This window comes from Lactobacillus kimbladii (assembly GCF_014323605.1).
GTDB classification, from domain to species: Bacteria; Bacillota; Bacilli; order Lactobacillales; family Lactobacillaceae; genus Lactobacillus; species Lactobacillus kimbladii_B.
In genome coordinates, this window is sequence record NZ_SCMB01000001.1 from 614951 (window position 1) to 639581 (window position 24631).

A 24631-nucleotide genomic window follows, 5' to 3' on the forward strand; every position below is an offset into this window, starting at 1 on the left:
ATGTTAAAAATAAAAGATGTCACATTGGCATTTGGAAAAAACGTTGTTTTAGACGATGTTAACTTGGAATTTAAGCAGGGCGAGATCGTTGGTCTCGTAGCGCCTAATGGTACTGGTAAGTCGACCTTGATCAACGTTATTTTGCATAATCTGACGCCGCAAAAAGGGTTTGTTGAATATGAAAATACACGTTATCAAACACAAAAAGACACGATTAAATTACACCAGGAAATTTGCTCGTTTCCTGAACAAAGCGACCTGTTTCCCTTTATGACTGGACGAGATCATCTTAATTTATACGCTGATCTTTGGCACAATTCTGTCAAATCAGTCGGGCAGGTCATTAATGACTTGCAAATGGGAAATTATGTGGATAAGAAGGTGCAGACTTATTCTTTGGGGATGAAACAGCGACTTTGTTTTGCAATGGTAGTAGCAGCTGATTCTCCTGTAATGTTGTTAGATGAAGTAATGAATGGACTTGATCCACAGAACGTAGTTTTAATTTCACAGATGCTTCTTAAACTAAAGGATGAAAACAAGTTGATAATTATGGCTTCACACCTTTTGTCTAACTTGCAGCAGTATGCTGACAGGGTCTTGTTTATGGGTAAAGGACACATTATTGAAGATCTAGACAATAAAAAGCAAAATAAACGGTATCTAAAGATGCAGAGTACCCCTGAAACGACTAAGTTGCTAGCCGGTTATGACTACGAAACCTTGCCTAATAACCTGATATTAGTTCCTCTAGAAAAAATTGAGCAGGATAAGCTGACGCAACTTATAGCCAGCTTAGTTAGAGCTGATATTCAATACGCAGTTGAAAGAATTGATATCGAAGACTTATTTAATAAATTTTATGATTAGTTTAAAGCTTTAACCTGATTTAATATTTGCAGAAAATAAGTAGCCGTAGTTTGCATGTCCATATTAGTTAAAAAATGAATGATTGAGACAGCTGCTTCATCATTGGCAGTATTGTGGAATGTAAGAATTGCATTTAAAAATTTGCGCCCAACAATTAACAACATTTCGTTATCTGGTAAGTCAATCTGGTTTATTCGTGTAAGTAGTTGGTCTGCAAATTTAAACTGACTTTTTGTAATTAAGCCAATTACAGCTTCAAATAGAGCTGCTATACCAAAATGAAATGTACCTTCTCCTGCTTTTTTAATAAAAGAAATATTACTGATAACCTGAACAGAGATTTGGTAAATGATTCTGGGACTAATAATAGGGATAACATTGGCAAAAAGTGAGAGAAATTCATGACCCCAAACAGTTATCTTACTTAATTGCTGGTTTAATTCATTTTGCTGGGCTACAGGAAAAATATTATGCTGTGAAGTTTTATAATACAAACTAAAGGCTATTGCTGCATAGTCAAGGTCAAAAGGATCTTGACTTGACTGATATTTATTTAATGCCGCTTGAGCCAGTTTTTCCAAATAATCTCTGTCGTGGTTACTCCAAGACTCTTCTAAAATTTGGGCAATGTGATCCTTTGGGTCGACTTTAGCAAGTGCAATATATTCAGTTGCGGATAAACTAAGTTTTTCACACAATTTTAATACCCGGTTAAAATCCATGTGTCCTTGATTATTTTCCCAGCGAGAAAGCATTTGAATGGAACAAATGCCTGCGGCAGCTTCTTTAAGAGTAATATGCTGCATTTTTCGCAACTGTTTAAATTCATTCCCTGATTGCATGCTGTTTTTGTCCTTTTTAAGATATTATGGCACTTTTTTCTCATATATGAGAAGTAAAAAAATCTAAAAAATAATTCATGCTTTAATATGTTTAATCAAAAAATATCTTAACCGTTTTAATAATAAAGATGGAGTAGAAAAATGCAATCTTCATTAAAATTTGCACCTAAATGGAAACTCGTTGCCTACACACTTTTAGCAATAGTAATGGCATTTAGCAATGTGGTAATTGCATATGTCACTAAGATCATGTTAAATGCAGCGCAATATCGTCAAGGCGATAGTGGCAATTTAATTAGAATTGCCAGCATTGGTGCTGCAACAATCTTAATTATTATGCTGTCTAATTTTGTGTACCGTTATATCAAGTACGCTATTATTCAGGATGTCAATGTTTATCTTAAAGACAAAACGATGAGCTACCTGATTGAACAACGCAGTGACTCACAAAAGGATGGTTTAAGTCTGATGACGAACGATCTTAAACAGATTGAGACGTCTAAGACTACAAATGAATTAATGATCATTGCAGAATTAGTATCTTTTTTGCTATCAGTAGTAGTTGGTTTAATCAATTCCTGGATTTTAACATTAATTTTTATGGTGACTACTTTAATTCCTGGACTAGTGCAAAGGGCTTTTACCAAAACAATTCAAGCAAAAGCAAAAGTTTGGGAGACAAATAACGTCGCATACACTCAGAGTGTAAATGACGGGTTAAACGGAGCGCAGACTGTCGGCTTATACGATGCCCAAAGTTCGACTATTAGTAAAGTGGTTAATAGTGCCAAAAGAATGGAAGAAGCATTAAAGAACTTAAACTTCACACAAGCTGCAGCGGGAGAAGTCATTATGGCTTTTGCAGATATTTTTAGCTTTATTTTACCGTTTCTAGTAGGTGCCATCTTAATGCTGCAAGGTCAAATTGGTGTTGGTACTTTAATTATGATAGTGCAACTATCTAATGAATTTATTAATCCGATAGTTAATATTTTTGAACAATTGAATGCCATCAAGTCTACTAAGCCGATGTGGGATAAAGTAGAGCAGGCTCTGTCTTTTTCAGCTGACAGTACTAAAAATGCAAAAACTGGTAAATTTACTGGTTTGAAAGTTGAAGATGCAACATACAGTCAAGGTGGCAGAGAAATTTTCACTCATCTTAATCTTGCTGTAGCACCTAATGAAAAAATCTTGCTCATGGCACCAAGTGGTTGGGGAAAGACTACGTTGTTGAATTTAATGTTGGGTAAAATTAAACCTAGTGAAGGTCATGTTTATATTGATGGTGAAGATGTCACTGGCAACTGGACCAAAGCCCATGATAATTTCAGTTACGTTAACCAAAAGCCGTTTATCTTTGATGATACAATCAAGTTTAATATTTTACTGGGGCGGAAGGCTTCTCCAGAAAGTTTGGCTAAAGCAGTTGAATCGGCGGGACTAACTGAACTCGTGGATGAAAAAGGCTGGGATTATCAGGTTGGTGAAAAGGGGGCAAATTTATCCGGAGGACAAATCCAAAGAATTGAAATTGCACGTGCTTTTCTCTCTGAACGGCCAGTATTGCTCGCTGATGAAGCTACTAGTGCCCTCGATCCGGAACTGTCACTTGCAATTCATAAAACGTTATTAAAAAAGCCTAATTTGGCAGTAATTGAAGTGGCTCATAAAATTTCTGCCGCTGAAAAATCATTATTTGATCGGATAATTAATTTAAATGGAGAAAATGAAGAATAAAGAAGTATTAATGCGCTATGTTGATAATGATGGAGTTGTTAAAGTTTGGCCTGGTAAGGCTAAAAACCGGCTGTTGATTTTACAATATTTGGCAACTAAATTTGAACCAGCTAAAAAATATTCTGAGCAGGAAGTAAATTTAATTTTAATGCGTTATGTGGCTGATTATGTTACCAGAAGGCGAGATTTAATTGAAAATCATCTTTTAAAGAGAACGGATGACGGTAGATTTTACTGGCTAAAATGAAGAAAATTAAAAAGCAAATAATGTATGTCAGCAATTGAAGGATAAATTTTGGGATATTATTGTAGCTAAACCACCTGAAAGTTAGTCAGTAAGAGTGCTTAATGCTTTTGCAATCTATTTAAATGAAAGAGCAGGTGATCTATTAAATATGTTACAATCCAAAGAATATAAACTTGATATTAACGGTGAAAAACAAACTATCCAGGGTGTTTACGGTTCTGATAAGGCTATGTATCATAATCTAAGAGGAGTTAAAGAGATTATGGAAATTTGGGGGAAACAATAATGAGTGACCGAATTAAAGATACACTATATGACCGTGGTGTAATGAAAAATAAGTGAATTTATATCTAGCGGTATATACGATTTGGTAGGTAAATATCGTTCAGGTAATTTTCAAAAAATGGCTATGAATTTTTCGATCATTCACGCTTTGTTTAAACAAAGAAATTATTGTTATTACTAAAGGACAATCCCGATATAAAATACAGTTCAAGTTTGATAATGGATCAAAACTTATACTTAGTCGGGACACTGCAGTCAAAAAGCTTATAAGTAAACAAATAAAAATCAAACTAAAAGGACTAACTCCGCTTGAATATCGGAAGCTAGTCCTCAGTTAATAGCTAATATAAAGTGTCCTAATTTTGGGGTTCACATCATTGCTTAGTGCCTTTTATCTATATATTTCTTCTTTACGTTAAGTAGGAACAATCATAATTTTATTTATCTAAAATATAGACAGCAGCTCCATATGGCGGTAGTTCAATCTGTTTTCCTAATTGTTGATCAAATTGATAATTATTGATCAATAAACGACTATTTTTAAAATGAAGCTTACTTGGTACCTTGATTTCTTGTTTATCTGCCGTAAAGTTTCCGGTCACAAATAAGTATTGTGTTGAAGTTTCTCTTAAATACGTGTACGTAGATGGATTGTCGGGATCCAATAATTGATAATCACCTTCAGTAATGATTGGAATTTCATGCCGTAAGCGAATTAATTTCTGATAGTAATAAAAAACAGAATCAGGATCTTTTAAATTATCTTCAGCATTAATGTGTGAATAATTGGGATTATAGTCTATCCAAGGCTTTCCTGTACTAAAGCCGCCATTTTCATTCCACGGAATAGGGGTTCTACCATTATCACGGGAATTCAAATAAATGGTTTTTAAAGTATATTCTTTTGAATAATGCTTATTATTAATGAAGTCTTCATAGATATTATGAGTTTCAATATCTCTATAATCATTAATATCTTTAAATTTAGCATTAGTCATGCCTAACTCCTCACCTTGATAAATAAAAGGTGTGCCACATTGCATATGTAAAATAGTGCCAAGCATTTTGGCTGACTTATCACTCCATTCAGGTTGATCATTACCAAACCGAGTTACTGCTCGGGGTTGATCATGGTTACTCCAATATAAGCTGTTCCAACCATCATTTTTAATCATCACTTCCTGCCACTCGCTTAAAACTCTTTTTAAATCAACCAAATTAAATCTTTTATTGGAAAATTTTCCGTCTACACCATATGACAAATGCATGTGGTCAAATTGGAACACCATATTTAGTTCATGTCTTTGCGAAGCTGTATATAATACAGCTTGTTGACTGTTAGTATGGGCTGTTTCTCCAACAGTCATAACATTATAATGAGCTAAAGTTTCACGATACATTTCTTGAAGATATTGATGAACCTTAGGACCATTGGAAGCGCCGATATAGTAGTTTCCATATGATTTATTTTGAATCAAGGGACCATCTGGAAAAGTTGGATCTTTAGATATCAAGCTGATAACATCCATCCGAAAGCCATCAATTCCTAGTTCTAGCCAATATTTCATTATTCTATAAACGTCCTGACGAACATTTTTATTTTCCCAGTTTAAGTCAGGTTGTTCCTTGGCAAACAAATGCAGATAATATTGCCCTCTCTCCGGTGCATATTCCCATGCAGGGCCACCAAAACTAGACCCCCAGTTATTAGGAGGTGTACCGTCTGGATTAGGATCTTTCCAGATATAATAATCAGAATACGGATTATTCTTAGATTTTCTGCTTTCTTTGAACCACTTATGCTGATCACTAGTATGATTAACAACCAAATCTAAAATTATTTTCAAATTTAATTGATGGGCAGCATGTAATAATTGCTTGAAATCTTCTAAATTACCAAATTGAGGATTAATTTGATAATAGTCTGATATATCATAGCCATTATCAACCATAGGAGACTTATATATAGGATTTAGCCAAATAACATCTACACCTAATTTAGATAAATAAGGTAACTCAGATACTATTCCTTGAATGTCTCCGATGCCATCCCCATTACTATCTTTAAAACTTTTAGGATATACTTGGTAAACAACACTATTTTTCCACCATTGCTTTTCCAACTTATTCATCTTCCTCATCAAGCTCCATATTACTAAATTGATCATTTACATAGACAATTTGTTCTTTTGCTTCAATGATCAATTTTCTTAATTCTTCAGGTTTTAAATAATTATCATCTGATGGCAACGAAAGAACAACTCCTAAAACTAAAGGTAAGTTCATTCCAGAAATTAATTGAACGTGCTCATATTTTAGATAAGGAACAAAAGCTTGATTAACCGAGCCGCCTGGTAAATCCGTAAATATTATCAATTCATCGTGGCCTAAATTAACATCTTCTAAGCTTTTTTCAATTTCTTGTTCTATAGGTAAATTTGATAGATAGGCGTTTAAAGTAGCAATAGATTCAATATTTGGATTAATATATTTCAAAGTATCTAGCAGTCCAAATGCCATTCTATGATGACTAGCGATAAGAATTTTTCGATTCATAATAACCTCTACACTTTTAAAATTCCAAAAAAGGACATTGCTAATGAGAATATGATTACTAGGAATATGATTTGAATGACAGTTACCTTTTTACTCATCAATGCCTTATAAACAAAATATGTTAATATTGCTGGTAATAACGCAGGCATAATTTTGTCCAAAATACCCTCTTGAATATTTAGATTAACTTTTCCAACTTTAAAATTAAGTGCCAAGTTAATCTTTACTACTGAGGGAATCAGTGCACCAATAACAGTTAGTCCCATGATCGAAGCGGCTTCAGTAAATGTTGAAATCTTATCACCTAAAGTTGTAACTAATTTAATGCCGGAATCGTAACCTAAATCAAAAAGTTTATATCTAAAGAAGAGAAACATACAGTTCAAGCATAACCAAATAATTGCACCTGCTGGATTCCCTTGTAGTCCCATGTATGCAGAAATTGAGCCAATAATTGTTGGGTATAAAACCCAAATTAAAGTATCACCTATTCCAGCTAATGGTCCCATCATTCCTGTCTTGAAACTTTGAACAGTGTCAATAGCTTTGACACCATCTTTTTCTTCCATAGCGAGACTAGCACCTAATAAAATATTTGCCATCCATGTAGTAGTATTGAAATAATTGAAGTGGTTATTGAGAGACTTTTTATAGTCTTCATCATTAGGATAAATTTTCCGCAGAGCTTTCTCTAGGCCATATACTACTGCTGGTGCTTGTTGAGTTTCGTAGTTAAAATCATTACATGCCATAAACATATAACGAGTTGCAGCTATTCTTCTATCTTTTTTGGTTAAAGTCATTTTTTCAGCCTCATTATTTGAATTATTCATCAAAATCGTCTCCTTCTTCATCTGCTGAGAGTGCGCTTGATGTACTAGTTGTTGTATTTGTTTTGACGGTAGTTACATAGAAGTAGTATGCCATTGCCAGTCCAACAATCGATACTCCCATCATGGGTATATTCAGATAACCTGACAAGAAGAAACCAATTAAAAGCATTGAAAGATATTTTTTTGCTGGCATAACCTGCAGTAGCATTGCAATACCAACTACAGGGAGCATTGAACCCGCAATTGATAGCCCGTTAGTTACCCAAGCAGGAATGAAGTGCAACACACTTTTTACCAATGTGCTGCCAAAGCAAACAACTAATGCGGTGGGAAGGGCAGTGGATAAACCAAAAACTAAGGGTCCAATCCATAAAATACGGTTCATTTTTTTGAATTTACCTGCATTCATTGCCTTTTGAGCTGCATGAGCAACGTAAGTATTAATAACTTTGGCTAATACGTCCAATTGAATACCAATCATTCCAACTGGAACTCCAACTGCCAGCGCTATAGCTTTTGCGTCAGCAATATTATGCGTGGTTTTAGTAGCAATATAAATTCCAACTATTGTCGCTAAACCCCAATTAGGTACTGAAGATCCGCCAATATTCGCAACGCCCAAAGCCATTAACTGAAACGTTCCGCCAATGATCATCGCTGTTTGCATATCCCCAGTAATCAGACCCATAAATAAAGCCATCATTATAGGAAACCAGGTCGTAATTACAAATCCTTGCTGATCAATAACTGCCCAAAAAGATAGTAAAATTGTTAAAAAACCTTGAAGAACTAACATATTTCCTCCTTATTTAATATACATATTCAATGATTGATCTGTATCTGACGGAACATACCTAAAAGTTACCGGTACCCCTAATTTTTCAATAGCCTTAAAATCAGCTATTTCCTGCTTATTTACTGCAACCATTTTATGTACTTCTTTTTTATCTGGGCCGTCAAACATAATACCGATATTAACTTTAGGAATCTTGATATCATTTTTAATCAAGGTCAAAATGGTTGATGGCTCTTTAACTATTAAGAAAACATTGTGGTTATCATATTTACCTTCATGAAAATTCTTTATTGCTGTAGCAGTATCAATTATAGACATTCCAGTACCTGCAGGCTTACTCATTCGCATGGCAGCTTTTTGTACCTCATCTTTACTTATTACATCATCTATTACCATCAGTCTTTTCGCTTTAAGAAAGCCTGCCCACTGGGTAACAACGATTCCATGAATTAATCTTTGATCAACTCTTGCTAAAACTACACTCATTTTGTATTTCCTTTCTTTTTGCTTGGTATCGATACCAAATTAAAATAAAAAATTATGTTGATTTTCTTTTAATAAATTCTAAGTTAAAAACTTGCTTTGAATTATAATTGGGATCCGCGATTGACTCTAAAATTGCTTGTGCGGCTTTTTGGCCCATTTCTTCAATAGGTTGCCGAATGGTTGAAAGTGGAATGAACAAGTCAGCGCTGGTAGGCTGATCATCGACACCCAGAATAGCTACTTCTTTTGGTATTGATATACCTAAATTTCTTGCTTCCTCAAGCATTCCAATAGCTACTTCATCGCTACCAGCTATTATTACGTCAGGTCGATTTTTAAGATCTACTATTTTATCAATGATTTTTCTACCATCCTTGATAGTTTGGCAATGAGGAAAAAACCAGTCTGGATTAAACGACAAGTTTGCTTTATTTAAAGCATCTCTAAAGCCCAGAAAGCGATCAGTATTTAAATCATTATTGATCGTTTTAGTTAAAATGATCTCTTTATGTCCAGTTACGTAGGCAATTTTACGATATCCGGAATTAATTAAACTTTCTGTTGTAGACTTAAATCCTTCATATTGATTTGCTCGAATTATAGGGATTCGATCGCTTTTAAGATATTCATTTACTAAGACAATCGCCCCAAAGTCTAAATATGATGAAATTGTCGACCATGAATTTTCTAAAGAACATAGAATTATTCCGTCTACTTCTTGAGTTCTTAACATTTCTAGTGCTGCTAGTTCTTTATCCTTGCGGCCAAATGTTTGAACAAGAATAGTACTGTAATTATTAACATCTAAGTTCAATTCAATTATGTTCACTAAGCTTGCAAAAAATGGATTAGTAATTCGAGGAACAGTAACAACTAATGTATTAGCTTTGCTTCCTCTCAGCCTTCTTGCTGATGCCAATGGTTTATATCCCAATTGCTTCATCGCATCTAAAACTAATTGTCTTTTTTGTGGTGATACGTGTGGGCTGTTGTTGATCACTCGAGAAACAGTCGAAACAGATATATTTGAAAGCTTTGCAACATCTGAAATTGTCACATTTTTCTTCACTGCTATTTTCCAATCCTCCTTGTTTAAAGTTTAAACCACAATTTAATTTTTATGGTATCGTTATCATAATACAGCTGAATTTGTTTTGCAAGCGCTATTTTACGAATAAACTATATATGATAAGTAAATCAACCCTTATTTTAACTATACTCATATGATTAAATTCTCAGCTGTAACTATTATATAAATTATAATCAATCTCACTTATCAGTTTTTCAAAATAAATTTGGCTAGTATACAAAAACTGTTACTTTAAGGATTTGAGAAGTAGACTAAAACATAAAGTAAATTGCAAGTCACTATAGAGAGTATAATTGTTAGATTCACTCAGAAATAATCAAGACTAAACTAAAAGGACTAACTCCGATCGAATAGAGAAAGTTAGTCCTCAATTAAAATTAATAAATATCCTAATTATAGAGTTGATATCAAAGTAAAAATATTTTTATTCTAATAAAGAAATTATATTATTTAATTTTTGCTAATGCGTCATCTACAGCGCTTTTAACAGCTTTCGAGGTCAGCGAAGCACCAGAAACTGCGTCAACATTGGTTGAATTAGATTCAATAATGTTGTGAAGCAAAGGTTTAATGATTTTTTGACCAATTTCCTTAGTTTCACTTTGTTTGATGACATTGATATCTTGGATATTTTGGTTATTTTTATCCATGGTTACTTTGACTACGAACTCATTTCCCATGCCTTGATCACTTTTACCCAGAAACTGATTGGCACCAAGCTGGTAGTTTTCTGTTTGTTCATCACTAGCTATAATTTTAGGGTCAAGTGGAGCAACACTATCCGCTTTTTCTACTGGTTCTTGGGCGACATTTTCTCCAGCAATTTTACCGAATATCAACAACTCTGCAACATCTTGACCAGCTTGATATTGATTAGTGGTTATGCTACCGGCTTCGCCAGCACTATATAAGCCCTTAATTGCCGAGCCATCTGGCTTTAAAACCTCAGCTTTTTCGTTTCTGCGTGGACCTCCCTGAGTGTTTAAAGCTGCAGGCTGCAACTTAATTGCGTATATTTGTCCATCAGCAAGTGGGGTCATTGTTTGGCCATTTCTGCTAAATGAATAATCCTTGCCTAATTTAGCAAGTTCGTTAAAGTCCTTAACTGTGTTACTAAAAATGGTTGAATCAAAATTAAGTTTTGCGGCAAGTTCACTAGCAGAGGATGCTGCAATTGCTTTATTTAAAGCAGATTGTAATGCACTATCCTGTATTTGTTCCAATTTGGCTTTTTGCTTTTGGTCAAAAATAATCCAAGATTGTGTAGTCAGATATGGGTGTCTACCAAAGCCATGAATAAACAGATAGCCGGCTTTAGAATGCTGGTCTTCTGCAAAGTAACGTGTGCCATCATTACCTACAACGAAAATGCTGCCTGTGTATAGTTCTGGCCAAGTGTATGATAAAATGCCGCGCTGGCCATCTGCAACTGCATAAGTCAAACCGTGATATAAGCCACCGCCATTGTAAACACTTGTGTGCCACTGATCAGCACCAGCTTCAATACTTAAATTGATAGAATCTCCCTTATTATATAGAGTACCCATTGGTACCATTTTAGGAACGCCTAGGTAATCCTGAATTCGTTCAGGATCGTTTTCAAAGCCGCCGGCTGTGAGAACAACACCTTTTTTGGCGTGGACGTATACTTCTTGTCCATGTCTGTTGATTACTGCTCCTATGACTTTGCCGGTTGAGTCTTGCATTAAGTGAATAGCCGGAGATTCATACCAAATAGTAATATGATCAAGCCGTTTCATGACCTCATTTCTGAGTACTTTCCACAAAGCTCCGTCTTCAATTTGCTGCCCATCATGTACAGTGTATAAGTCATAGTCGGAAGCTCCCGGATAGTCAGGATAATCAGGGAAATCTCCTTTGACCGATTGAACTGCTGGTCTGTCTGGATGTGCTAAAAAGCTGAAAGGCTCAACATGAAGGTATTTTTTTAAGTAATTAGGCATATCAGCTACGCCATCAACAAAAGTATCTATGATTTTTTGATTAAGATCAAAGGGTGCTGTCATTTTGGAATAGTATTTTTGATAAGAAGATTTGCTTTTAGTACCTGCAATCATTTGTCCACAATAACGAGTATTACCACCTTCGTGGCCAACTGGTGCAACATCTGTTAAAAGTACTTTGCAATTATTGTCAGCAGCAAACCTTGCGGCAGTAGCGCCTGCTCCTCCAAAACCAATAACTATAACATCAAAATCAGCCTGCCATTTAAAATTGTTAATTTGTGTTGTTAGCATTTTTTAAAATCCTTTATTCTAAACCTAAAACTGACTTTGCTGCACGCCGGCCTTGATGAACGATGCCACCGATGGCTGTCCCAGAACCAGGGTAGTATGAGCCAAGCCAGCCACCGGCATTGAGTCCTGCTGCGTACAAACCCGTAATAGGCTGATTATAAACATCAAGTACGTTGCATTTCTTATTAATCTTTAGTCCACCTAAAGCGCCTAAATTGCCTGGTGTATTGCGGTATGCATAATAAGGTCCGGAAAATGGTCTTACACCATTTGTTCTATTGTATTCTGGATCCGCGCCATTAGCGGCATTTTTATTCCAAGTATTAACGCTGTTAACAAGGTTTGCTTTAGGAACATTAATTTTGTCTGCTAATTCTTCGAGTGAATCGGCTTTAACTACCAAACCGCTTTTGACATCGCTCTCTAATGATTCTGGGTTCCATGGACTAGTTTTTTCATTAATAGAATCTGCACCAAAAATCTGATAAGTTGGTTTGTCTAGTTGCTTTTCCTGGTTGAAAATTGCCAGGAATTCATAAGCATAAGTTGCATCTTCGTTAACAAATCTTAAGCCATTGCCATTAACAAAAATTGAAGGGATTGTAGGAACACGGTCATCAGTACCATTGCCAGTTCTGGCATCAAAATCAATTGTTCCACCAAAGCCGGTAACGGCTGCGCCAATTGCCATGCCCATCACAATGCCGTCACCTTGATCTGTTAAGACAGACCAGCAATGATGAGCTTTAACATCTTCATAATGTTGAGGACTCAAGTCCTTAGCTAATGCTACATTTTGATCAATCGAGGCTGTGGCCAGAATGACTCCACGGCGTGCTTTTAAATATTTAAGTTGATGGTCTTTTCCTTCACTCACAACACCAATAACCTTGCGCTCACTGCCATCTCCAGCCGTAATTAATCCTATTACAGCAGTATTATAAGTAATTTCTGCTCCTTGTTTTAAAGCATATTTGAGGAGATGTTGGGTTAAAATAATACCGTTGCCACTGGCACCGCCATTTTCATAAACATGAATCCGATCCGCAAAATGATCTTTAGCATAAGGAATCTCAGTGTGTCCGTAGACATTCGTCCATTTAATACCCATATTGGCCAGCCACTCAATATTTTTTGGAGAATTTTGAGTAAAATCATGTACTAAATCTTGGTAAACACGACCTTCACCTGCTTTTAAATATTCCTGCTCATGATTTTCAGGGGTATCGTTTTGATATTTAGTAGATTCTTTTTGTAATTCCGTACCCGCTGCTTGAATTACACCTCCGGAATAGTTAGTTGTACCACCAGCGATGCCTTGTTTTTCAATTACCATCACAGAAGCGTGATTTTCTGCGGCCGTAGCAGCAGCGGCTAGACCGGCACCACCGGAGCCTACGACAATTAAATCATATTCACCGTCATATTCGTCTACATCATAATCGGTAACTGTTTCTTTAAGTAACGGATAATTTGCAATCTCAGGAATACCGTTTTCTTTTGTGTGAGAATCAGGTTGCGAGGCACCCGATACAGCATCTACATCGGCTTTTGTCTTTATTCCTGCTTCATTAGCAGCCTTGATAGCAGCCTTTCTTAAAGCACCGGTTGAAATTGAAGCACCTGAAATTGCGTCAACTTCAACGGAATTTTCTTCATTGGCTTTTTCCAGCCAAGTTGCAATTCCCGCTGCACCTACCGTATTCGGCGTAACATTTTCAGCCCAAATCTGCTTAATTTTGTTTTTATTTTCATCAACGTCAATCACAGCTTTAATTATGCCGTGAAAGCCTTTTTCTTCTGCGCTATATTGACTCATAGTTTTACCTCTAAAATATTAAATTTTATTGTTATCGCTTTCGGAATTAGTATATTTTATTTATACTTATAAGTGAAATCAATATCAGTTATTAATAATAGAAATTATTTATAAGAAAAAAATGGATATAAAAAAATTAGAAACTTTTATTAATTTAGTTGAAACTCGCAATTATACTAGAACAGCAAAAGCACTTCATGTGACTCAACCGACGGTTTCTCATGATATTAAGGCAATTGAAAATGAAATTGGTGTAAAACTATTTAATCGTAATAAACGTTATGTAAATGTTACTCAAGACGGCAAAGCTTTTTACCAAAAAATCAGACCTCTAATTAATAACTACTATTCAGCTGTACAAGATATTCAAAAGAAAGACTTGGCTGATAATTATAAAATAATAATAGGCTACTCATATACACCTTTTAATGATATGTACATTCCAATCTGGATTAAAAATTTTCAGCAAATGTATCCCAAAGCTAAGTTTTCAATTATTAGTTTGAATCACAACGAATTGAAGCAACAAGTCTTATCGGGAGAAATAGATGTTATTATTACTACGGGACGGGATGCAGCAGATTTAAATAATATAAAAAGTTATCATATTGAGACTGAGGCATTTAAGGCAATTGTTCCTGAAAAGAATCCTTTATGTCAGAAGAATAAACTTGAATTAGAGGATTTCCAAAATGAAAAAATGCTTTTTCTTGATAACAATTGGGCAGCAGAGGATCTAATTAATTTACAAAATAAAGTAATGCATATAAATAATCAAATGCATATTACATACGTAAATGATTTATCTGCTCTTAACATTTTAATTAAAGCTGAACAGGGCATTGCTTTTGGACTGTACTGCCTTTTTCCACATTTGAATGAAAATTCTGTTTATGTTCCGCTTGATTGAGAGCCACAAGTCGATTTAGTAGCCATTACGCAGAAAAATAATGAAAAAAGAGTTGTTTATCAGTTTATCAAGTTTATTCAAGAATTCGAATTTGACTTTAACTAGTACAGAAAATATAAAAAGAAGAGTCTGGGAAAAAACTCTAACTTAACTAAAAAGGCTGACAAATCACGTCAATAAAACGTTGATTTGTCAGTCTTTTTAAATTGTGAAATTTTTTAATTTAACTTCAAAGAGCACTTTTTTCCCACACACTTCTTTTTGCATTAAGCTATATTAATAAAGCCAGTGATTCATAGGGCTGTAAAGCTAAAGTTTTAGGCACCTCTTGAAAATTTTTATCGTAGTTGCTAATTAAAGTTTGTGCTTTTTGCCCTTGATAAGAAACGGGTAAACCGTAAGTTACTTTTTGCCCATAAAAGTTGTTAATTACAAGTAAGGTTTGTCCTCGGTAAAGCCTGCAATAAGCAAAAATTTGTGGGTGGTTCAAGTCGATGGGTTCATAGCTCCCCTTAGCGATAATGGGATAATGTTTTCTCAAGTAAATCAACTTTTGATAATAGGGGAAAATTTCACCATGATCAAGTTCAGCCGCCACGTTAATTTGTTCTTGATCTTTTGGCTTTAGCCAGGGGGTTCCAGCAGTAAAGCCGGCGTTGACGGTGTTATCCCAATGCATTGGCGTTCTGCTATTATCGCGCGACTTTGCCTGAATAATTGCCAGCGCTTTGGCGTCACTTAAGCCTTGCTTTTTAAGTTCATCATAGGCATTGAGTGTTTCGATATCGACATAATCCTTAATCTTTTGGTAATTGGGATTGATCATACCAATTTCTTCGCCCTGATAAATATAAGGGGTCCCGCGTAATAGGTGCATTACGGTAGCCAACATTTCAGCGGATTTTTCCCGAAAATGAATGGGATCACCAAAACGGCTCAGTGCCCAGGGCTGGTCATGATTATTCCAAAACAGGGCATTCCAGCCACCACCTTGACTCATTCCAATCTGCCAGTTATTAAGAGCATTTTTTAAAGCGGAAAAGTCAAAAGGTATTTTGGTCCATTTCTGACCATTTTGATAATCAACTTTTAGATGATGAAATGTGAAAACCATTGATAATTCGTGATTATCTTTTCTAGTGTAAGCAACGGAATTGGCAACAGTTGTTGAGGACATTTCTCCCACAGTAATCGCATCTGGCTCCTGACCAAAAGTTTTTTGATTTAATTCTTTTAGATATTGGTGCACTATCGGCTGGTCTGTATACATTAACTTGCTAGCAGTGTTTTTAGGCGCATCAGTGAGTTTTTCATCTTTGCCAATAACATTAATCACGTCAAAGCGAAAACCTTTAACTCCTTTGTCACGCCAAAAATTAACAACCTTAAATAATTCTTTTCTAACTGCAGGATTATGCCAGTCGAGATCAGCTTGAGTTTTGTCATATAAATGAAGGTAATACTTGCCGGTCTTGCCAAATGGGGCCCAGGCTGGCCCACCAAACTTAGATGTCCAATTGTTAGGTAAGCTGCCATCTGGCTTAGGTTCTCTGATGTAGAAAAATTTTTGATAATATTCGTCTCCAGCCAACGCCTTTTTAAACCAAATGTGATCGGTGGAACAATGATTTAAAACCATGTCGAGCATCACACCAATATGGTTTTGAGCCAGCTTTGCGACTAACTCTTCGAAATCGGCCATTGTGCCAAATAATGGATCAATTTTGTAATAATTTGCGATGTCATAGCCATTATCGTTTTGAGGAGACACAAAAAAGGGATTAAACCAGATCATATCGATATTTAGTTTTTTTAAGTAAGGGATTTTCTCGATAATTCCTCTTAAATCCCCGATGCCGTCACCATTACTGTCGTAAAAAGATTTAGGATAAATTTGATAAATCACTTTATCTGCCAAACTCATAATATAAGTCCTCCATTTTTAGCTTTTCTGTGGGCGAAGTCTACAAATTTGAATTTATCAGGTCGGTGTTGAGAAATAGTGTACTGAAAAAAAGAAGTATCCTTTAAATAAGTTAAACTACGGACTACTACCACTAAGTTAGTATCGGTAAGATGCAACTGCGCCATTACATCTTTACTTGCCGGTTCTACGGTAATAGTTTTACTTGCATAATCGATTTCAAGTCCTAAATCATGTTCAAAATAGTGGTATAAGGAACTTTTAGCCTGTTCAAGTGATATGTCAGGTACATATTTTTTTAAAATATAATCTTCGTCAACCACTATTGGCTCATGATTGATTGATCTTAAACGGGCTACATAGGTTGCGGCAGTTTCTGTTAAGGATAAATGCTTACGGATTATAAAAGGCATCTGGGCATCTTTTAATTCCAATATTTTAGTTGCAGCATTCATTTGCTTTTGCTTGTTCAGTTCATCAAAAGATTCGATATTAGAAATCGGAAAGGCAATTCGAGCTGTGTTAATAACTACTGAGCCCTTTCCTTTTATTTTTTGAATTATACCGGCATCCAAGAGCTCATTTAAAGCTTTTCTAATTGTTTCACGTGAAACGTTATAAAGCTCTGACAGAGCAGGCTCACTCGGTAAAAAATCACCGGCAACATATTGCTTGTGCTTTATTTTATTTGTTAGATCCGCTGCTATTTGTAAATATTTAGCTCTCATTATTAGTTATCCACCTTTTAACATTAATCATACCACCTTACATTTATTTTTAACCTGTCTAGACCGATAAAAAATAAAAAAATATTTATTACAACACCATAATAATCAATTTATTGACACCTGTCTATACAAGAACTATAATTTTAAGGAAAGCGTTATCAATATATATGACGACCTTTTATGTTGTAATTTTCTGGAGGCTAAAATATGAGTAGTACGATTAAAATACTGGCACCTGTTGCTGGTCAGGTCATTAATCTCAGTGATGTTAATGATCCGGTTTTTTCCCAGAAAAAATTAGGTGAAGGCTTTGCTGTTAAACCTAGTTCTGGGAAAATAGTTTCACCAGTAACGGGTAAGGTGGTAATGGTTGCTGAAACTAAACACGCACTCGGCTTGCAAACAGCAGAGGGTGTGGAATTGATGATTCACCTGGGTATAGATACCGTTGAACTTGATGGCAAACCATTTGACTGGCAAGTGGCAGCTGGCTCTGAAGTAAAGGCTGGCCAGCAACTGGGGACAATGGATCTGCAAGCGATTAAAAATGCTCAAAAAGACGATACAGTTATCTTGGCAGTTACTAATACCGCTGATGTTTTAGCTGGTATCGATCTTGCTCTTGGCACTAAAGCTACTGGTGAAATTGCAGCCACTATCACTTTGAAGCAAACTAAATCAGCACCAGCTGCAGCTAACAAAAAAGAAAATAAATACCAAACTACAGCGCGTGAAATTGTTAAGGCTGTTGGTGGCGCTGATAATGTTAAAAACGTTATGCACTGTTTTACTCGTCTGCGGTTTACTTTAAACGATAATAGTATTCCGAATGATGATGAAGTTAACAACATTAAAGGAGTAATAGACGTTACTCGTGCTAATAACCAATATCAAATAGTAATTGGGCAAACGGTAGAGGACGTTTATGACGAGCTAATTAAACTACTCGGACCTGAATATGCTGGGCAAGGAGAAGCTGCACGTGCAACTCCGGCTCCAGAGGCTAACCAATCTATTGGTGGCAAGATTAAAAATGGCTTCTTCCAGTTAATAGGCGTAATTACCGGCTCTATGATGCCTGTAATTGGTTTGTTGGCCGCCAGTGGTATGTTAAAAGGTATTCTTAACATTTTGACTAACTTTTGCCACATGTCTACGGCTTCTCCAACTTACACTATTATTAATGCGATGGGGGATGCATCGTTTTACTTCTTGCCTTTAATTGTTGGATTTACTGCTGCTCAAAGATTAGGCTCTAATCCAGTAGTTGTTTCTATTATTGGCGGCTTTCTGATTTACCCTGATTTAGTAAAAATATATGCCAGCGGTAAATTCAGTTACTTTCTAGCCGGTGTAGGTATTAATGCCAATTTCTTTGGTATTCCAATTCATATTCCGCAATATACTTATTCGATTTTTCCAATGATTTTTGCTGCTTGGATGGCTGCTAAAATTGAACCGTGGATTAAGAAGTGGATGCCAGTCACACTAAGACAAATTTTTACTCCTCTAGTAGAAATCTTTTTAGTAGGGATGACAGTCTTAATTATCGTAGGTCCAGTAATTTCATTTATTTCTACGGGAATTGCCAAAGTATTGCAATGGTTACTAACAGTCAACACTGCACTTTCTGGTCTCATTATCGGTGGTCTTTACCAGATACTGGTTATCTTCGGACTGCACTGGGCAGTAGTGCCAATTATTGCGAATGATATTGCTGCAACGGGACACAGTATTTTAAATGGTATTGTTTCAGTAACTATGATTGCACAAGGTGCTGGTGCACTGGCTGTCTGGTTTAAGACTAAGCATAATCCTGACCTAAAGGGCTTATCTTTAAGTGCTGCTATTTCCGCCGCTGTTGGTATTACTGAACCGGCAATGTACGGTGTTAACTTAAAGTATGGTCGTGTATTTATGACTTCCAGCCTCGGTGCTGCCATTGGTGGCCTGGTCAACGGTCTGCTTAAAGTTGATATGTATGGCTTTACTGGCAGTTTGATTGGTTTTCCATCCTTTGTTCCTAAAGCCGGACAAGGCAATCCTAATAACCTGCTGAACTTCTGGATCGCTTCCATTGTGACAATTGTCGCTGCTTTTGCTTTGACCTACTTCTTTGGTTATAAGGAGAATGACGCTGATAGTCCTAAGACTGCACCCAAGAAAAAGAATTTAGCTAATGTATAATGATATGATTATTTAATAAAACATTTGAATTTTATAAAAGGGTTCTAAAACTGATAGTGATTAGTCAAGAGCCCTTTTATAATGCATTTTTGAAATACTCGGTTAAACTATAATAAAATGAATAATAGTGGATGGAGTGATTACAAATGAAAGTTCTGATAATTGGTGCTCACGGACAGATTGGGCAATTATTGGTAAAAATTCTACAAGAAAGTACGACTTGCCAAATCATTGCCGGTTTGCGCTCCCATGAGCAGGAAAAAGCATATCAAGAAAAGGGAATTACTACTGCATTTGTTGATCTAGCAAGACCGCAAGGGCAATTGGCCAAAGCCATGCAAACGGTTGATGTAGTTGTATTTGCGGCCGGTTCAGGTGGCAAAACCGGTGCTGATGCAACGATGATGATTGACCTTGATGGAGCAGTCAAAGCAATTAATGCGGCAAAAGAAATTGGCGTTCACCGTTTTATCATGATTAGTGCAATTAAATCTGACGATCGCAGCTTTTGGTCGGATAATACACCAGCAGCAGGACCGCAAAATTATTACTATGCGGCAAAATATTATGCTGATCAGTGGTTATTGCACAGTTCACTCGACTATACAATTTTGCGGCCAGTGGCACTGACTAATCAAAAGGGAACGGGAAAGATCAAAGTGGCAAATCATTTTACTGATTCTATTGCAGATATGACAATTACTCGTCAAGATGTGGCCCGAACAGTTGCTAACATTATTTTAACGGGAAAATTACACCAAAAGGAATTTGATATTGCCAATGGCTCAGTACCTATTGCACAGGCAATTACAAACTTCCACTAAAAATATTTTGATCATAAACTTTAAAAGGCTAATAAATTAATGCTTCGTTAACATAATTTATTAGCCTTTTACTTTGGACTAAAACCCAATAAAAAATGAATGAAAGTAGTAGTGTAAATATTATTGCTTTAAGTCTGCTTAAAAAAAGTATTGCGCTTATATTAGTGCATATAGTAAAATCTGCTTATATTGTTATTAGAATAAAGGAGGGAGCTATGCTAAAAGTAGAACATTTAAGTAAGCGCTTTGGTGATTTTCAGGCTCTTAAAGATGTCAACTTTACCATTCAGCCTGGTGAAATTATGGGTTTGATTGGTCAAAATGGTGCAGGGAAAACTACCACTTTTCACAGTATTTTAAATTTTCTTCATTACGACGGAAAAATTTCTTGGGAAGATCAGCCCATTACTGAAAAAACTTTTGATACTATCGGCTACTTACCGGAAGAACGCAGTTTACTACCCAAAATGACTATTGAGCAGCAAATTGTTTATTTGGCGGAGCTAAAAAGCCGCCCTGCAAAAGAGATAAAACCGCAAATTGATGACTGGCTGAAACGCTTTGATGTGCAGGGTAAGAAAAGTGACAAAATAAAAACACTTTCGAAGGGTAATCAGCAGAAAGTGCAGTTAATTTGTACTTTAATTCATCAGCCCAAGTTAATTATTTTGGATGAGCCCTTTAGTGGTTTGGATCCGGTAAATGCAGATTTGCTTAAAAACGCAGTTTTAGATGCTAAAAAGAATAATGCAGCAATTATCTTTTCCAGTCACGATATGTCAAACGTTGAAGAAATCTGCGATAGTTTGATCATGTTGAAAAAGGGACAAGTTGTTTTAAGTGGTACAGTTGACGCTGTTCGTGACTCATTTGGTAAAACAGAAATTTACTGCAAAACTACTAAGTCGCTTGCAGAATTACAGCAGCTCCCTCACGTTAAAAAAGTAGAAAAGAAAGCGCATGGTCAATATCTTTTACGGATTGACGATGAAAACAGCGGTCCGGAAGTTTTTGACGCATTGACAAATGGCGAATATGTTGAAGAGTTCCGGCAACAACCACCAACGCTTGACGAAATATTTAGAATGGAAGCTGGTGAACGACATGAATAAGTTATGGACCGTAACGCTGCAAACTTATTGGCATCAAGTTAAATCTTGGTCTTTTCTGCTTTTGATTTTGGGACCGTTTTTCATAATTGGCTGTAGTGCCTTAGGAGGAGCTATCGGTGCTAGTTCTGATTCAGACAGTCAGATTGCAGTTATCAGTTCCAATAAGCAAGTTCGCCAAAACTTTATTAAAAATAATGATAAATATGTTGATTCTAAAATTAAAACCGCTGAATCTGCAAAAAAGGCTGTCAAAAAAGAAAAGATTGATGGCTACTTGGTATTTGAAACGCAAAAAAAGCAGGTTAAGGCCATTTATCATGGAGCGTCACCTATTGATGATGAATTGAAACCCAAAGTAAAAAGCTATTTACAAGTCTTGCAGAGTCAACTGAATTTGCAAAAGGCGCAATTAGCACCACATCAGCTTAAGGCCTTACAGCAGCAGCCAAAATATCGCGAAGTACTCCAGAAAAATCATCAGGGAGATAAATTGGTTAAAATGGTGTCTTTAATTATTGTGATTATGGTCGTTTACATGGTTTTGATGTCCTACAGTAGTATTACAGCTCAAGAAATAGCCTCTGAAAAGGGCACGAAGATTATGGAAATCATTTTTTCCAGTACAACTGCTGCAAAATATTTTTTAGGCAAAATTTTGGGTATTTTCGGCGTAATTTTTACTCAGCTCATCATTTATATTGTTGGCGGCTGGGCAACTTACCGTTGGGCATTGCATGCAAAAATTACGGCTTCTTTTATGCATAACAATCAAGTAGTAATAAATAAAATTTTGGGCAATTTGTTAAATGTCAATCTCATTTTTCTGATTCTTGGTGTAATTATTTATACGATATTAGCAGCCTTTTCAGGAGCTTTAGTAGCTAAGCCGGAAGATTCTTCAAAAGCTGCTCAAGGTACTACAATGCTTTCCCTCATTGCATTTTTCCTGTCATTTGCGCTTATTACTAACCCAGAACAAATTCTGCCACAAGTATTATCTTACGTACCTTTCTTTTCCTCATTCATGATGCCGATTCGTATAATTAATGGTCATGTGGGTAATATGGAAGTTATTCTGTCGCTGGTAATTTTAATAGTAAGTATTGTTGCTTTAACAGTATACATTAGTAAAATCTATCAAGGCGTAATTTTACAAACTGAAGATACCAGCTTTTGGAAGAGATTAAAACGAGGACTGGCATATAGTAAAGCGTAAGTGATCTAAAAAAGACTAGGACGAATGATATGCTGATATGACCCCCAAATTTAGGACAAATTTGGGGGTATTTTTGTGGCTAAATAAAATTAAAATCTATCATCATTACATGATTATTAAGGTGGTCTTTGATAATAAAAAACAACTAATGCATCCAAAGTTTGATATTGGGAAAGACTACCGATAAAGTCTTGCTGTAATTCAATAAACAAAGGACTAACTCCGATCAAATATCGGAAGTTAGTCCTGAGCTATGATTAAATAATTTATCATACAAATTAGATAAATAGTTATTGATCTAACAACCATCTAAAACAATAATGATAACCCAAGAAACTTAGGCAAGCTTCTATATTTATCTAATTCTTGCAATAATAGTTGAATTATTGTAAAGTAATGTTAACAGATATATGATAATTATTAGTATTAATTGTTCTTTGATCAGAGTATAGTACTAAAAATGGTATTATCATAATATTGAGAGTTAACTTAGCGGTTAACTTTTTTTATTTTTTCTTTTCATAGATCATATAACATCTCCTTTCAATATTTTTTATAAATAATTCATAATAATGATTATTTATATCTTTAAAAAAGTTTATAAAGTATCCGCTTACACTTTATAATCTAGCTCTGTACTGCAATTTTGTCAATAAAAAAGCTTTTTTATAGTCTTTTTTGTTATGGTCCAAAGGAAGAGTACAAAAGGAACATAAATATAAAGATCAAGTTTAAAAAAATGGTGTATAATAAAATACTATTCAAACCAAATACTGTATTTTTGTGATTAGTCTTAAGTGAACATCATTTGAATACATTTAAACTTTGTATGTCCAATGGCTGGATTTTAGTAATTGAACAACTTTTAGTTACTGGTAATAACTATTTCTCTGACTTTTTAATTGTGGCTGCAAAGACCAAAATATTAGTAATAGTTTTAGACTATGTTTGTTATATGGAGGAAGCATGATTATCAGTAATATTTGGTTGATTATTTTTGCCACTATTTCTTCATTTTCTAGAGGAATAATATCAGTTATTGACCGTTACCAAATGGGCTATCGCAAGCAAAGTTCAATTGATGTGAACTTTTTAAACAATATTTGCAGTTCGGTTTTAGTAACTTTCTTTCTAATTTACGTCTTGCACAATTTTCCTAGTCCCAGAATAACCAACAACTATCTTATTAAAGTCCTTTTATATGCTTTTTTGGCGCAGATAGTTGCCTATGGTTACAGCTATGTGTTCAAAAAAGTTTCAATTATGCAGTCTGTGCTATTGAGTAAAGTGACCGATCTTTTCATACCTTGGGCCATCTTGCTGACTATGGGCTATTTTAGCAAATCCTCATATTTAGTTTCTGTTATTTCCACGGTGATCGTGGTTATTTATATTGTTTTCGAACAGCGCCACAATAATTTAAATTTGAAAAACCTGTTGACGACTTTTGCCGTAATTGCGCCCTTGTTGATTATCCAAGCGGCACTTTCACCGTTATTAACTAAAGGCCTAATCAAACCGATTGATCTGGTCTTTTTTACTATTATGACAATTTATGTGCGCTGTTTAATTACCTTAATTACTTTTATTTATAAAAATAGGACTCTTAAAATCAGCGCTGAAAATCTTAAAGGTAAGGTTTATCTGATTTATGGTTCTCGGGCGGTTTTGACTCTTTTAGCGCAAGTAACTTATACTTTGGCAACATCTTCACCTAACTCAAGCATTGCCTGGATCTTTTTAAACATGACCTCTTTATACAGCGTCATCTTTGGCGATATTTTCCTTAAAGAAAAGATGAAATTTGCAGATATTTTGGTAATTGTTGCCATTTTTATCTTGGCTTTATTTTCAAAGTAACTGCAGGAGTTTGGAAAAATAAGAATTAAGCGCTATAATGGCGCTATG

At 35.4% G+C, this 24631-nt stretch carries 22 protein-coding genes; 11 read left to right on the plus strand and 11 right to left on the minus strand.

Annotated features, from left to right (window positions below; translation table 11 throughout):
- Complete coding sequence (locus ERK18_RS02990) at positions 1 to 870, plus strand: ABC transporter ATP-binding protein (protein ID WP_187154211.1); 870 nt, start codon at positions 1 to 3, stop codon at positions 868 to 870.
- Here the strand turns inward: ERK18_RS02990 and ERK18_RS02995 are convergent.
- Positions 867 to 1712, minus strand: coding sequence for a helix-turn-helix domain-containing protein (locus ERK18_RS02995; protein WP_187154212.1), 846 nt, complete (start codon positions 1710 to 1712; stop codon positions 867 to 869). The two genes, ERK18_RS02990 and ERK18_RS02995, sit on opposite strands and share 4 nt — an antisense overlap.
- 141 nt (positions 1713 to 1853) lie before the next feature.
- Between ERK18_RS02995 and ERK18_RS03000 the strand changes: the two genes are divergently transcribed.
- The 3 genes from ERK18_RS03000 (at position 1854) to ERK18_RS03010 (ending at position 3985) form a co-directional block, all read left to right on the plus strand.
- Positions 1854 to 3452: an ABC transporter ATP-binding protein gene (locus ERK18_RS03000; protein ID WP_187154213.1), complete on the plus strand. Its 1599-nt coding sequence runs from the start codon at positions 1854 to 1856 to the stop codon at positions 3450 to 3452.
- Positions 3442 to 3699: a DUF2087 domain-containing protein gene (locus tag ERK18_RS03005; protein WP_187154214.1), complete on the plus strand. Its 258-nt coding sequence runs from the start codon at positions 3442 to 3444 to the stop codon at positions 3697 to 3699. Before ERK18_RS03000 ends, ERK18_RS03005 begins: the two co-directional genes overlap by 11 nt.
- Before the next feature lie 148 nt (positions 3700 to 3847).
- Complete coding sequence (locus ERK18_RS03010) at positions 3848 to 3985, plus strand: hypothetical protein (RefSeq protein WP_187154215.1); 138 nt, start codon at positions 3848 to 3850, stop codon at positions 3983 to 3985.
- A 436-nt stretch (positions 3986 to 4421) separates the two neighbouring features.
- Here ERK18_RS03010 and ERK18_RS03015 read toward each other — a convergent pair whose 3' ends face one another.
- The 8 genes from ERK18_RS03015 to ERK18_RS03050 all read right to left on the minus strand — a co-directional run bounded on the left by ERK18_RS03015 (position 4422) and on the right by ERK18_RS03050 (position 13822).
- Positions 4422 to 6116 carry a glycoside hydrolase family 13 protein gene (locus ERK18_RS03015; RefSeq protein ID WP_187154216.1) on the minus strand — a complete coding sequence of 565 codons (1695 nt, stop codon included), beginning with the start codon at positions 6114 to 6116 and terminating at the stop codon, positions 4422 to 4424.
- Positions 6109 to 6540, minus strand: coding sequence for a PTS sugar transporter subunit IIA (locus tag ERK18_RS03020; RefSeq protein WP_187154217.1), 432 nt, complete (start codon positions 6538 to 6540; stop codon positions 6109 to 6111). Before ERK18_RS03020 ends, ERK18_RS03015 begins: the two co-directional genes overlap by 8 nt.
- 8 nt (positions 6541 to 6548) lie before the next feature.
- Positions 6549 to 7373: a PTS system mannose/fructose/sorbose family transporter subunit IID gene (locus ERK18_RS03025; protein ID WP_187154218.1), complete on the minus strand. Its 825-nt coding sequence runs from the start codon at positions 7371 to 7373 to the stop codon at positions 6549 to 6551.
- Complete coding sequence (locus ERK18_RS03030; protein ID WP_187154219.1) at positions 7366 to 8169, minus strand: PTS mannose/fructose/sorbose/N-acetylgalactosamine transporter subunit IIC; 804 nt, start codon at positions 8167 to 8169, stop codon at positions 7366 to 7368. The genes ERK18_RS03025 and ERK18_RS03030 overlap by 8 nt, the downstream gene beginning before the upstream one ends.
- A gap of 9 nt (positions 8170 to 8178) precedes the next feature.
- On the minus strand, positions 8179 to 8655 hold the full coding sequence (locus ERK18_RS03035) for a PTS sugar transporter subunit IIB (RefSeq protein ID WP_187154220.1): 477 nt from the start codon (positions 8653 to 8655) through the stop codon (positions 8179 to 8181).
- Between the two features lie 52 nt (positions 8656 to 8707).
- Positions 8708 to 9724, minus strand: coding sequence for a LacI family DNA-binding transcriptional regulator (locus ERK18_RS03040; protein WP_315984343.1), 1017 nt, complete (start codon positions 9722 to 9724; stop codon positions 8708 to 8710).
- Positions 9725 to 10191: 467 nt separating this feature from the next.
- Entirely contained in the window at positions 10192 to 12003 is a 1812-nt protein-coding gene (locus ERK18_RS03045; RefSeq protein WP_187154221.1) for an FAD-binding protein, read from the minus strand.
- A gap of 13 nt (positions 12004 to 12016) precedes the next feature.
- Positions 12017 to 13822 carry an FAD-dependent oxidoreductase gene (locus tag ERK18_RS03050; protein WP_187154222.1) on the minus strand — a complete coding sequence of 602 codons (1806 nt, stop codon included), beginning with the start codon at positions 13820 to 13822 and terminating at the stop codon, positions 12017 to 12019.
- Between the two features lie 121 nt (positions 13823 to 13943).
- On the opposite strand from ERK18_RS03050, the gene ERK18_RS03055 reads away from it, so the two are divergent.
- Positions 13944 to 14732, plus strand: coding sequence for a LysR family transcriptional regulator (locus tag ERK18_RS03055; protein ID WP_261982415.1), 789 nt, complete (start codon positions 13944 to 13946; stop codon positions 14730 to 14732).
- A gap of 271 nt (positions 14733 to 15003) precedes the next feature.
- On the opposite strand, the gene treC is transcribed toward ERK18_RS03055, so the two are convergent.
- Together treC and treR are read right to left on the minus strand one after the other, a co-directional pair.
- Complete coding sequence (gene treC, locus ERK18_RS03060; protein ID WP_187154223.1) at positions 15004 to 16656, minus strand: alpha,alpha-phosphotrehalase; 1653 nt, start codon at positions 16654 to 16656, stop codon at positions 15004 to 15006.
- Positions 16653 to 17384 carry a trehalose operon repressor gene (gene treR, locus ERK18_RS03065; protein WP_187154224.1) on the minus strand — a complete coding sequence of 244 codons (732 nt, stop codon included), beginning with the start codon at positions 17382 to 17384 and terminating at the stop codon, positions 16653 to 16655. The genes treC and treR overlap by 4 nt, the downstream gene beginning before the upstream one ends.
- A 207-nt stretch (positions 17385 to 17591) precedes the next feature.
- On the opposite strand from treR, the gene ERK18_RS03070 reads away from it, so the two are divergent.
- From ERK18_RS03070 to ERK18_RS03095, 6 genes are all read left to right on the plus strand, one after another.
- Positions 17592 to 19571, plus strand: a complete 1980-nt coding sequence (locus ERK18_RS03070; RefSeq protein WP_187154225.1) for a glucose PTS transporter subunit IIA — start codon at positions 17592 to 17594, stop codon at positions 19569 to 19571.
- 146 nt (positions 19572 to 19717) lie between these two features.
- Positions 19718 to 20395, plus strand: a complete 678-nt coding sequence (locus tag ERK18_RS03075; RefSeq protein ID WP_187154226.1) for an NAD(P)H-binding protein — start codon at positions 19718 to 19720, stop codon at positions 20393 to 20395.
- 215 nt (positions 20396 to 20610) lie between these two features.
- Positions 20611 to 21507: an ABC transporter ATP-binding protein gene (locus tag ERK18_RS03080; RefSeq protein ID WP_187154227.1), complete on the plus strand. Its 897-nt coding sequence runs from the start codon at positions 20611 to 20613 to the stop codon at positions 21505 to 21507.
- On the plus strand, positions 21500 to 22723 hold the full coding sequence (locus tag ERK18_RS03085; protein ID WP_187154228.1) for an ABC transporter permease: 1224 nt from the start codon (positions 21500 to 21502) through the stop codon (positions 22721 to 22723). The genes ERK18_RS03080 and ERK18_RS03085 overlap by 8 nt, the downstream gene beginning before the upstream one ends.
- A gap of 808 nt (positions 22724 to 23531) precedes the next feature.
- Positions 23532 to 23693, plus strand: coding sequence for a hypothetical protein (locus ERK18_RS03090; protein ID WP_187154229.1), 162 nt, complete (start codon positions 23532 to 23534; stop codon positions 23691 to 23693).
- Positions 23690 to 24583: an EamA family transporter gene (locus ERK18_RS03095; protein ID WP_187154230.1), complete on the plus strand. Its 894-nt coding sequence runs from the start codon at positions 23690 to 23692 to the stop codon at positions 24581 to 24583. Before ERK18_RS03090 ends, ERK18_RS03095 begins: the two co-directional genes overlap by 4 nt.
- The last annotated feature ends 48 nt before the right edge of the window (positions 24584 to 24631 follow it).

Coding starts and splice junctions, on each gene's coding strand:
- ERK18_RS02990 (WP_187154211.1), top strand. CDS start 1: ATGTTAAAAATAAAAGATGTCACATTGGCATTTGGAAAAAACGTTGTT.
- ERK18_RS02995 (WP_187154212.1), bottom strand. CDS start 1,712: ATGCAATCAGGGAATGAATTTAAACAGTTGCGAAAAATGCAGCATATT.
- ERK18_RS03000 (WP_187154213.1), top strand. CDS start 1,854: ATGCAATCTTCATTAAAATTTGCACCTAAATGGAAACTCGTTGCCTAC.
- ERK18_RS03005 (WP_187154214.1), top strand. CDS start 3,442: ATGAAGAATAAAGAAGTATTAATGCGCTATGTTGATAATGATGGAGTT.
- ERK18_RS03010 (WP_187154215.1), top strand. CDS start 3,848: ATGTTACAATCCAAAGAATATAAACTTGATATTAACGGTGAAAAACAA.
- ERK18_RS03015 (WP_187154216.1), bottom strand. CDS start 6,116: ATGAATAAGTTGGAAAAGCAATGGTGGAAAAATAGTGTTGTTTACCAA.
- ERK18_RS03020 (WP_187154217.1), bottom strand. CDS start 6,540: ATGAATCGAAAAATTCTTATCGCTAGTCATCATAGAATGGCATTTGGA.
- ERK18_RS03025 (WP_187154218.1), bottom strand. CDS start 7,373: ATGAATAATTCAAATAATGAGGCTGAAAAAATGACTTTAACCAAAAAA.
- ERK18_RS03030 (WP_187154219.1), bottom strand. CDS start 8,169: ATGTTAGTTCTTCAAGGTTTTTTAACAATTTTACTATCTTTTTGGGCA.
- ERK18_RS03035 (WP_187154220.1), bottom strand. CDS start 8,655: ATGAGTGTAGTTTTAGCAAGAGTTGATCAAAGATTAATTCATGGAATC.
- ERK18_RS03045 (WP_187154221.1), bottom strand. CDS start 12,003: ATGCTAACAACACAAATTAACAATTTTAAATGGCAGGCTGATTTTGAT.
- ERK18_RS03050 (WP_187154222.1), bottom strand. CDS start 13,822: ATGAGTCAATATAGCGCAGAAGAAAAAGGCTTTCACGGCATAATTAAA.
- ERK18_RS03055 (WP_261982415.1), top strand. CDS start 13,944: ATGGATATAAAAAAATTAGAAACTTTTATTAATTTAGTTGAAACTCGC.
- treC (WP_187154223.1), bottom strand. CDS start 16,656: ATGAGTTTGGCAGATAAAGTGATTTATCAAATTTATCCTAAATCTTTT.
- treR (WP_187154224.1), bottom strand. CDS start 17,384: ATGAGAGCTAAATATTTACAAATAGCAGCGGATCTAACAAATAAAATA.
- ERK18_RS03070 (WP_187154225.1), top strand. CDS start 17,592: ATGAGTAGTACGATTAAAATACTGGCACCTGTTGCTGGTCAGGTCATT.
- ERK18_RS03075 (WP_187154226.1), top strand. CDS start 19,718: ATGAAAGTTCTGATAATTGGTGCTCACGGACAGATTGGGCAATTATTG.
- ERK18_RS03080 (WP_187154227.1), top strand. CDS start 20,611: ATGCTAAAAGTAGAACATTTAAGTAAGCGCTTTGGTGATTTTCAGGCT.
- ERK18_RS03085 (WP_187154228.1), top strand. CDS start 21,500: ATGAATAAGTTATGGACCGTAACGCTGCAAACTTATTGGCATCAAGTT.
- ERK18_RS03095 (WP_187154230.1), top strand. CDS start 23,690: ATGATTATCAGTAATATTTGGTTGATTATTTTTGCCACTATTTCTTCA.